An 8,530-nucleotide genomic window follows, 5' to 3' on the forward strand; every position below is an offset into this window, starting at 1 on the left:
ATCAGATCACTCCGTTCGACTTGAGCAGGCGCAGTTCCTCGTCGCCGAGGCCGAGCTCACCGACGAAGACCTCCGCGTTGTGCTCGCCCAGAAGCGGCGAACTGACCACGTCGACGGGGGAGTCCGACAGCTTCAGCGGGGAGCCGACCGTGGTGAAGGAGCCGCGCTGCGGATGCGAGACCTCGACGACCATCTCGTTCGCGGCGAGCGAGGCATCCTCGATGATCTCCTTGGTGGAGAGGATCGGCCCGCACGGAACGTTGTGGGCGTTCAGGCGCTCAAGGACTTCCCACTTGGGGAGCGTCGAGGACCACTCCTCGATCAGCTGGAACATCTTGCCGAGCTTGGGAAGCCGCGACTCCGGAGTGGCCCACTCGGGGTCGTCCGCGAGCTCGGGACGCCCGATGAGCTCGGTGAGCGGCTGCCAGCCGACGGGCTGCACGATGACGTACACGTAGTCGTTCGGCCCCCCGGGCGCGCACTTGACCGCCCAGCCGGGCTGTCCGCCGCCGCTCGCGTTGCCGGAGCGTGGCACCTCGTCCCCGAAGTCCTCGTTCGGGTACTCGGCGAGCGGCCCGTGTGCCAGGCGCTGCTGGTCGCGCAGCTTGACCCGGCACAGGTTGAGCACGGCGTGCTGCATGGCCACGTTCACGCGCTGCCCGCGACCGGTGTTCTCCCTCTGGTAGAGGGCGGCGAGAATGCCGGCGACGGCGTGGATGCCGGTTCCGGAGTCGCCGATCTGGGCGCCGGTGGCCAGTGGTGGACCGTCCTCGAAGCCGGTGGTCGACATGGAGCCGCCCATGGCCTGTGCGACCACTTCGTAGGCCTTGAAGTTGGTGTAGGGGCCGTCTCCGAAGCCCTTGATCGAGGCGTAGACGATCCGTGGGTTGATCTCCTGGATGCGCTCCCAGGTGAAGCCCATCCGGTCCACGGCGCCAGGACCGAAGTTCTCGACCATCACGTCGGAGCGCCGGATCAGCTCCGTGAGGAGCTCCTTGCCACGCTCGGTCTTGGTGTTGAGGGTGATGCTCCGCTTGTTGCAGTTGAGCATCGTGAAGTAGAGCGAGTCGACGTCCGGGAGATCACGCAGTTGCTTGCGTGTGATGTCTCCGGAGGGCGCCTCCAGCTTCACCACGTCCGCGCCGAGCCACGCGAGGAGCTGAGTGGCGGAGGGCCCGGACTGGACGTGTGTCATGTCGAGGACGCGTACGCCCTCAAGAGCCTTGGTCGTCATCGCGGGGGCTCCTCACTTGTACATGGTCTGGTTCATGGTTCCGGGGGCGTACGCGTCCGGATCGACCCATACGTTGATCAGCGAGGGCTTGCCCGACTCGCGCGCCCGCCGCAGCGCGGGGCCGATGTCGGCCGGGTCGCGGACCTCTTCGCCGTAGCCGCCCAGCATCTGGGCGAACTTGTCGTAGTGGACGTCTCCGAGGGTGTTGCCGATCCGCTCCCGCTCCACGCCGTACTTGGCCTTCTGGCCGTAACGGATCTGGTTCATCGAGGAGTTGTTGCCGACGATCCCGACGAAGGGCAGGTTGTAGCGGACGAGCGTCTCGAAGTCCCAACCGGTCAGCGAGAAGGCGCCGTCTCCGAAGAGGGCCACCACCTCCTTGTCGGGCCGTGCCTGCTTGGCGGCGAGCACGAAGGGGATGCCGACGCCGAGCGTGCCGAGCGGTCCGGGGTCCATCCAGTGGCCGGGTGACTTGGGCTGCACCACCTGCCCGGAGAAGGTGACGATGTCACCGCCGTCGCCGATGTAGATCGAGTCTTCGGTAAGGAAGTCGTTGATTTCGCTCACGAGGCGGTAGGGATGGATGGGTGAAGCGTCGGACTTCAGGTTCGGAAGGCGCTTGTCGATCGCGGTCTGCTCGGCGGCGCGCAGCTCGTCGAGCCACTCCTTGCGCTTGGACGCACCTCCGTTGAGACGCCCGGACGCGGCCTCGGTGACCGACTTCAGGATCAGCCCGGCGTCACCGACGATGCCCAGGTCGATGTCCCTGTTCTTGCCGACGGTGCGGTAGTCGAGGTCGATCTGCACCACGGTGGCGTCGGGGGAGAGCCGCTTCCCATAGCCCATCCGGAAGTCGAAGGGTGTCCCCACGATGACGATGAGGTCGGCGTTCGAGAACGCGTACCGCCGCGAGAGCTGGAAGTGGTGCGGGTCCCCGGGCGGCAGGGTCCCGCGCCCCGCGCCGTTCATGTAGGCGGGCACGTTCAGCGTCCGCACGAGCTCGATGGCGGACGCGGTGCCCCGCGTCGTCCACACCTGGCTGCCGAGCAGGATCGCGGGCTTCTCGGCATGCACGAGCAGGTCGGCGAGCTTCTCGATCGCCTCGGGGTCGCCGGCCGAGCGAGTGGAGGCGCGGTACTGCCCGGCCCGCGGCACCCGGGCCTTGTCCACCGGCACCTTGGCGTCGAGCACATCGCGGGGGATCTCCAGGAAGGACGGGCCGGGAGCCCCGTGGAAGCACTCGCGAAAAGCCATCGACACCATGTCGGCGGCGCGCGCCGTGTCCGGCACGGTCGCGGCGAACTTGGTGATGGGCGTCATCATGTCGACGTGCGGAAGGTCCTGGAGTGACCCCATCTTGTGCTGGGTGTGTGCTCCCTGGCCGCCGATCAGCAGCATGGGGGACTCCGCACGGAAGGCGTTCGCGACGCCCGTGACGGCGTCCGTCGTTCCCGGTCCTGCCGTCACCACGGCGCATCCGGGCTTTCCGGTGAGGCGCGCGTAGCCGTCGGCCGCGTGGGCGGCCACCTGCTCGTGGCGTACGTCGACGACATCGATCCCCTCGTCGACGCAGCCGTCGTAGATGTCGATGATGTGGCCGCCGCACAAGGTGTAGATGACCTCCACACCCTCTGCTTTGAGTGCCTTGGCGACCAGGTGCCCACCGGAGATGTGGGTCTGGCTGGTGTCGCTGCTGCCGTCGGGCATGGCGAAGTCCTGTCCCTTCGTAGGGGAGTTGGAGCGCTCACACGCTGCTCGTAGGTGCTCTCGCGGTAGATTGCATACAGTCGACGAATACTGTATGAAGCTTGTTATCCCGCATCCGGTCAGTGGTGTCCAGGGGGTGTGCGGCACTTTTCGGAGGCGGGGGGTTCGCTCCCCGGAACGACACGACGTCAGGAGCCGGAATGGACCTGTTCGAGCACCAGGCAAGAGAACTCTTCGAGGAATACGGCATCTTGGTGCCGCAAGCGGAGGTCGCTGACACAGCGAAGGGGGCGCGCGCGGCCGCCGAACGCCTGGGCGGCCGCGTCGTCATCAAGGCCCAGGTGAAGACCGGCGGACGCGGCAGAGCGGGCGGCGTGAAGGTGGTCGTGGACCCGGCCGCCGCTGAGATCACCGCACGCCAGATCCTCGGCATGGACATCAAGGGCCACACCGTGCACAAGGTGATGGTGGCCCGACCCGCCTTGATCGACAGCGAGTTCTACGTCTCGTACGTACTGGACCGCGCGGCGGGGCGCTTCCTCGCGATCGCGTCCGCCGAGGGCGGCATGGAGATCGAGGAGGTGGCGGCGAGCCGGCCGGAAGCCGTCGCGCGCGTGGAGATCGACCCGGCGGCGGGAGTGGACGAGGCGAAGGCGGCCGAGATCGCCGCCGCGGCCGGACTTCCCGAGGCCACCGCCGACGTCCTGCTCAAGCTGTGGCAGGTCCTGATCCGTGAGGACGCGCTCCTCGTCGAGGTGAACCCCCTCGTCCGTACCGCCCAGGGGGAGATCCTCGCCCTCGACGGCAAGGTCACCCTGGACGACAACGCCCGCTTCCGCCAGGCGCGCTGGGGCGCCGACGACTCCGCCCACGACGACCCGCTGGAGTCGGCGGCCGCGTCCAAGGGCCTCAACTACGTCAAACTCGACGGCGAGGTCGGCATCATCGGCAACGGCGCGGGCCTCGTCATGTCGACCCTCGACGTGGTCGCGGGTTGCGGGGCGCGCCCCGCGAACTTCCTCGACATCGGAGGCGGCGCCTCCGCCCAGATCATGGCCGACGGCCTCTCCGTCATCCTCTCCGACCCCGCGGTCAAGTCCGTCTTCGTCAACGTCTTCGGCGGCATCACCGCGTGCGACGCCGTCGCCGACGGCATCGTCCAAGCCCTGGAGTCCGTCCAGTTGACCAAGCCACTGGTGGTCCGCCTCGACGGCAACAACGCCGTACGCGGCCGCGCCATCCTCGACGCACGCTCGCATCCCCTCGTGCAGCAGGCCACCACCATGGACGGCGCCGCACGCCGGGCCGCCGAACTCGCCGGCCACACCAACGCAGCCTAAGGAGCCCGGACATGGCGATCTACCTCACCAAGGAGAGCAAGGTCCTCGTCCAGGGCATGACCGGCGCCGAGGGCATGAAGCACACCCGCCGCATGCTCGCTGCCGGGACGGACGTCGTCGGAGGCGTCAACCCCCGCAAGGCCGGCCGCACCGTCGACTTCGACGACCGCGCCGTGCCCGTCTTCGGCTCCGTCCACGAAGGCATCGAGGCCACGGGCGCCGACGTCACCGTGGTGTTCGTGCCGCCCGCGTTCTCCAAGGCGGCAGTCACCGAGGCCGCCGACGCGGGGATCGGCCTCGCCGTGGTCATCACGGAGGGCATCCCCGTGCACGACTCCGTCGCCTTCCATGCCTACGCCAAGGAACGCGGCACGCGCGTCATCGGCCCCAACTGCCCCGGTCTCATCACCCCCGGCCAGGCCAACGCGGGCATCATCCCCGCCGACATCACCAAGACCGGGCGCATCGGCCTGGTGTCGAAGTCCGGCACGCTCACCTACCAACTCATGTACGAGCTGCGCGACATCGGGTTCTCCACATGCGTCGGTATCGGAGGAGACCCCGTCGTCGGCACCACGCACATCGACTGCCTCGCCGCCTTCGAGGACGACCCCGACACCGAACTGATCGTCCTCATCGGTGAGATCGGCGGCGACGCGGAGGAACGCGCGGCCGCCTACATCCAACAGTCCGTCACCAAACCCGTCGTCGCCTACATCGCCGGCTTCACCGCCCCCGAAGGCAAGACCATGGGCCACGCGGGAGCCATCGTCTCGGGCTCGTCCGGTACCGCTCGCGCGAAGCAGGAGGCGCTGGAAGCCGCAGGGGTACGGGTCGGCGCCACACCGACGGAAACGGCCCGCCTCGTTCTCAACCAGCTAGGGGCGTGATGTCACTCATAGGTGACAGGCCCCGACTGCACTAGCGTCCCCCAGCACACGCGGGCCACGAACTGAGCGGCCCCGCAAGAGCCACGTACCTCCCGCCCCGACTGTGCACCGTGAGCGGAGACACCCGAATGGCACCCACCCTCACCAACCCCCGCGTCCTCAAAGCCGGTACGGCCTGGGCCGACGCCTGGCGGCGCTGCGTCGCCGTCGCGCCCGAAGCCTTCCGCGACGACCGCGTACTGAACCTCTGGAACGGCACATGGCAGGCGGACGGCCGGGCCCTGTCCGCCACCTCGCCCGTCGACGGCAGCCCCATCGCCGGGCCGCCGCGCCTCGACGCCGCCACCGCCCAACAGGCCGTCCGCGCCTCACTCGACCAGCACCGGACCTGGCGCCACGTTCCGTTGGAGGAACGGCGCGCCCGCGTCGCCGCCACCCTCGACGCCCTCACCGAGCACCGTGAACTGCTCGCGCTCCTCCTCGTCTGGGAGATCGGCAAACCCTGGCGGCTCGCTCAGGCCGATGTCGACCGGGCCATCGACGGCGTGCGCTGGTACGTCGACGGCATCGAGCCGATGGTCGAGGGCCGGACCCCGCTGGACGGTCCGGTCTCCAACATCGCGAGCTGGAACTACCCGATGAGCGTGCTCGTTCACGCAGTGTTGGTACAGGCACTCGCGGGCAACGCAGTCATCGCCAAGACCCCGACCGATGGTGGCGTCGCCTGTCTGACCCTGGCATGCGCGCTGGCCGCCCGCGAAGGGATCCCCGTCACCCTCGTGAGCGGCAGCGGCGGAGAACTGTCCGAAGCGCTGGTCCGCTCACCCGAGATCGGCTGCGTCTCCTTCGTCGGCGGACGTGACACGGGCGCCGCCGTCGCCACCGCCGTCGCCGACCTCGGCAAGCGGCACATCCTCGAACAGGAAGGACTGAACACCTGGGGCATCTGGAACTACAGCGACTGGGACGCGCTCAGCGCCGTCATCCCCAAGCTCTTCGACTACGGCAAGCAACGCTGCACGGCGTACCCGCGCTTCGTCGTCCAGCGGGGCCTCTTCGACGAGTTCCTCGCGGCCTATCTGCCGGCCGTGCGCACCGTCCGCGTCGGCCACCCCCTGGCGGTCGAGCACGCCGAGGACCCGTTCCCGCAGCTGGACTTCGGGCCGCTGATCAACGCGGCCAAGGCCAAGGAGCTGGGCGACCAGGTGGCGGAGGCCATCGACCGTGGCGCGGTGCCGCTGTACCGCGGCGCGGCGGGGGACCATTTCCTGCCGGGCCAGGACACGGACGCGTACGTCCACCCCGTCACGCTCCTCAACCCGCCCTCGTCCTCCCCGCTGCACCACGCGGAGCCGTTCGGCCCGGTCGACACCATCGTCCTGGTCGACACGGAGGCGGAGCTGCTCGCCGCCATGAACGCGTCGAACGGGGCGCTGGTCGCCACGCTGTCGACCGACGACACCGCGACGTACGAACGTCTCGCGCCGCAGATCCGCGCGTTCAAGACGGGCCGCGGAAAGCCGCGTTCGCGCGGTGACCGGGACGAGCTGTTCGGCGGGTTCGGCGCGTCCTGGCGGGGCGCGTTCGTCGGCGGCGAGCTGCTGGTGCGCGCGGTCACGCACGGCCCGGCGATGGAGCGGCCGCCGGGTAACTTCCCCGGCTACCACCTCATGGCCTGAGCCGCTCGGGATGGCATGAGCTCCGTCACCGACCTGCGAGGGGAGAGGCCTTAGCCGATGCCCTGCCGGTCGGGCAGCAGTGCGAACGCGCGGTCCGCGGCTTCCGGGACCGTGCGTTCCACCGCCTGGGCGAGCAGGTCGCGGTGGCGCAGGAGTGGCTCCCTGCGCTCCTGTGGCGCGAGCCGCAGCAGATCGTCGAGGCCTGCCAGCATGCGCCGGGTGACCTGCGGATTGCCGAGCGCGCAGCCCCGGATCTCGGCGAACCCCAGGTCCACCAGCGCGGTCCAGTCCGGCACCGGCTGCACCAACCGCACAGCCCCACGCCGGTCACGGTGGCGCAGGGTGCCCAGCGGATGTCCGGCCAGCGAGGCCAGGAACTGAATGATGCGGTCCAGGGCCTGCACGGCGGTGGTCGGGTCGTTCACCGCGGGGGACAGGGCCCGCAGCGCGATGTCGGCGAGCTGCCGCAGCCCGAACCCGAGGTCCTGGTGGAAGGTGCGCTCCACGCCCACGTAGACCGTGTACCGAAGCGCGCGCCGGGGCGGCGCCGTCCCGCCGTGGACGGTGAACACCGGGGTTCCCGGCACCACGAAGTCCCCGATGCGCGGCAGCAGCCGCAGCACCACACCGTGGCGTCCGGCCGCGCGTACGACGCGGGCGAAGTTCACGTCCCGCAGCACTCCGGCCCGCCCGTGGTGAGTGATCCGGGCAGTGGCGGGACCAAGGCGTTCGTCGTCCACCGCGCCTTCGGCCGGGTGCTTCACCGCCACCCGGAACGACTCCCGGGCGATCCGGTCGATGACGAAGCTGATCCGCATCATGCGGAGGGTGCCGTTCACGTACGCGACGAAGAGCAGCAGGCTCAGGAACACCATCGCCATCGCCAGGATCGACTCGACCAGCGGCACGCTCGTCAGGAGCCGCGGATCGCTCTCGCTGTCGAAGGACGTCAGCGTCATCAGCGAGAACAGGAACGTCGCCAGAAAGACGGTGAGCGTGATCTTGGTGATCCGCGACCTGACGTACAGCCGCACCACCCGCGGGCTGAACTGGCCGCTGGCCATCTGCACGGCCACCAGCGAGATGCTGAAGACGACGCCGATGAAAGTCATCATGGCCGAGCCGATGGTGCTGATCACCGCTTTGGCGTCCTCGGCGATCCCCATCAGGCTCTCGACGGTGTCGTAGTCCCCGGCATCCTGCGCCGCCGACACGATCCGACTGTCGAGCTCCGCCGCGACGGCCCACAGCACCATGGATCCCACCAGCCCGGCTGTCGGCGCGAACCACATGGTGTCCCGCAGATGCTCGCGCAGAGGAGACAGCAGCCGGGGCCGCCGCACCTTCACGTCACCGAGCACTCCCGTAGTCGACCCGTCACTCATGGTCAGACTGTAGTTGCGACGGGGCGAGCCACCGGGCACCCTCCCGGCGACGTACGGAAACGCAGGTGAAAGGCACTCCGAAAGCTTGGTATTGTTGTCCATGTCGCCGCGGGGAACACCCCGCGAACGGCAGACACCTAGTCCGGGTGGCGGAATGGCAGACGCGCTAGCTTGAGGTGCTAGTGCCCTTTATCGGGCGTGGGGGTTCAAGTCCCCCCTCGGACACAAGATCAAAAGCGTGGGCGGTGCTGACCGAGTCGTGGGCGTGGCGCGCGGCCCGTGGGGTGGGGGGGTC

Annotated in this window: 6 protein-coding genes and 1 tRNA gene; 4 read left to right on the plus strand and 3 right to left on the minus strand. The window is 69.1% G+C overall.

Annotated elements, in window-relative coordinates:
* Window position 1: 1 nt before the first annotated feature.
* Entirely contained in the window at window positions 2-1,234 is a 1,233-nt protein-coding gene (frc, locus tag AB0I94_RS27720; protein WP_363312405.1) for a formyl-CoA transferase, read from the minus strand.
* Between the two features lie 12 nt (window positions 1,235-1,246).
* Window positions 1,247-2,941, minus strand: coding sequence for a thiamine pyrophosphate-binding protein (locus tag AB0I94_RS27725; protein ID WP_363312406.1), 1,695 nt, complete (start codon window positions 2,939-2,941; stop codon window positions 1,247-1,249).
* Window positions 2,942-3,141: 200 nt separating this feature from the next.
* Between AB0I94_RS27725 and sucC the strand changes: the two genes are divergently transcribed.
* The 3 genes from sucC to AB0I94_RS27740 all read left to right on the plus strand — a co-directional run bounded on the left by sucC (window position 3,142) and on the right by AB0I94_RS27740 (window position 6,850).
* On the plus strand, window positions 3,142-4,281 hold the full coding sequence (gene sucC, locus AB0I94_RS27730) for an ADP-forming succinate--CoA ligase subunit beta (protein WP_363312407.1): 1,140 nt from the start codon (window positions 3,142-3,144) through the stop codon (window positions 4,279-4,281).
* Between the two features lie 11 nt (window positions 4,282-4,292).
* Complete coding sequence (sucD, locus tag AB0I94_RS27735; protein WP_363312408.1) at window positions 4,293-5,171, plus strand: succinate--CoA ligase subunit alpha; 879 nt, start codon at window positions 4,293-4,295, stop codon at window positions 5,169-5,171.
* Between the two features lie 128 nt (window positions 5,172-5,299).
* Complete coding sequence (locus tag AB0I94_RS27740; RefSeq protein WP_363312409.1) at window positions 5,300-6,850, plus strand: aldehyde dehydrogenase family protein; 1,551 nt, start codon at window positions 5,300-5,302, stop codon at window positions 6,848-6,850.
* Window positions 6,851-6,900: 50 nt separating this feature from the next.
* On the opposite strand, the gene AB0I94_RS27745 is transcribed toward AB0I94_RS27740, so the two are convergent.
* Window positions 6,901-8,235, minus strand: coding sequence for a DUF2254 domain-containing protein (locus AB0I94_RS27745; RefSeq protein ID WP_363312410.1), 1,335 nt, complete (start codon window positions 8,233-8,235; stop codon window positions 6,901-6,903).
* A gap of 140 nt (window positions 8,236-8,375) precedes the next feature.
* Between AB0I94_RS27745 and AB0I94_RS27750 the strand changes: the two genes are divergently transcribed.
* Window positions 8,376-8,460, plus strand: a tRNA-Leu gene (locus tag AB0I94_RS27750).
* Window positions 8,461-8,530: the final 70 nt, after the last annotated feature.

Origin of the sequence: Streptomyces sp. NPDC050147 (genome assembly GCF_040660195.1) — a bacterium.
Lineage (GTDB): Bacteria > Actinomycetota > Actinomycetes > Streptomycetales > Streptomycetaceae > Streptomyces.